Source organism: Streptomyces sp. NPDC004667 (genome assembly GCF_040609475.1).
Classification (GTDB): Bacteria; Actinomycetota; Actinomycetes; order Streptomycetales; family Streptomycetaceae; genus Streptomyces.
In genome coordinates this window covers 1-1,035 of sequence record NZ_JBEXKC010000280.1, presented here as the reverse complement: position 1 = coordinate 1,035, position 1,035 = coordinate 1, and the positions used below count along the sequence as shown (strand labels likewise).

Below are 1,035 nucleotides of genomic sequence, written 5' to 3'. Positions count from 1 at the left end.
CAGCGCTCAACGGGCCCCACGCGCGCCAGATCGCTACGCGCTTCGCCCGGCATAGCGTCCGGCGGCCGTCCGGGGCAGATATGCGCACGAAGAAGCTTTCCCACTCCTTTGATACTTTGGAAGGGTGTCTGAGACGACGTACGGAATCGGCGAGGGCCCTGCCGCCAGAGTGAGTCTGTCGCTCCCCGAAGGCACGGCCGAGGCCATCCGCGCACGCGTGGGCAAGCGGGAGTTCTCCGCCTTCGTCACCGCGGCGGTGGAACGAGAGCTGCGGGGCCAGATCCTGGACGAGTACCTGGCCGACTACGAGCAGCGGCGCGGTCCCCTGTCCCCTGAATCCCAGCAAGCGGCACGGCGGGTCTTCGACGAGGTCTTCGCGGAGGACGGGGAATGGCCCGCCGCAAGCTGACCCACGAGGGGACCTTGCTCCTGGACAGCGAGGGGCTGTCGAAACTGCTGGACGACGAAGAACCGGTGGTTGCCCTCGTCGCGGAGGCGCGCAGTCGTGGCATGGAGGTCGTGATCTGCGCGTTGACGATCATCGAGGCCGTGCACGCGCGCACGAACAAGGCACGGTTGAGCTGGATCCTCTCCGGCGTCCGCGTCACCTCCGTGGGAGACGAAGAAGCCCGTGCCGCGTCCGCCCTCCTGATGGAGTCGGGCCTCCACGGCCACAAGTACGCCATCGACGCGACCGTCGCAGAAGCCGCCTTGCGCCAGCGCCGCCCCGTCGTCCTCCTGACCTCCGACGTCGACGACATGACGAAGCTGTGCGGCGACCGGGTACACATCGTCGGCGTCTGACACGTCGGCGCGTCGCACTCGTATCTCCAGGACAGTCCAGGTTCCTCTCGTTGACTTCGACGGGCCGCAGACGCCGAGAGATGAGGAGTGCGTAGCGATCCGGTGCGTCCGGGGGCTCCGCAGAGCGCTCTGGTCGTCCTTTCGCGCGGGTACCGGCCCAGGACGGCCGCCGGACGCTATGCCGTGCGAAGCGCGTAGCGATCTGACGCGTCTGGGGCCCGCTGGACGGCC

Annotated in this window: 2 protein-coding genes; both read left to right on the top strand. The window is 68.3% G+C overall.

Annotated elements, in window-relative coordinates:
- Positions 1-124: 124 nt before the first annotated feature.
- Complete coding sequence (locus ABZW32_RS40060; protein WP_030239192.1) at positions 125-409, top strand: hypothetical protein; 285 nt, start codon at positions 125-127, stop codon at positions 407-409.
- Positions 391-804 (top strand): DNA-binding protein, encoded by a 414-nt coding sequence (locus ABZW32_RS40055; RefSeq protein ID WP_356225871.1) that lies wholly within the window; start codon positions 391-393, stop codon positions 802-804. Before ABZW32_RS40060 ends, ABZW32_RS40055 begins: the two co-directional genes overlap by 19 nt.
- Positions 805-1,035 lie beyond the last annotated feature (231 nt).

Excerpts from the sequence above, each read along its gene's own strand:
- ABZW32_RS40055 (WP_356225871.1), top strand. The coding sequence starts at position 391 with ATGGCCCGCCGCAAGCTGACCCACGAGGGGACCTTGCTCCTGGACAGC.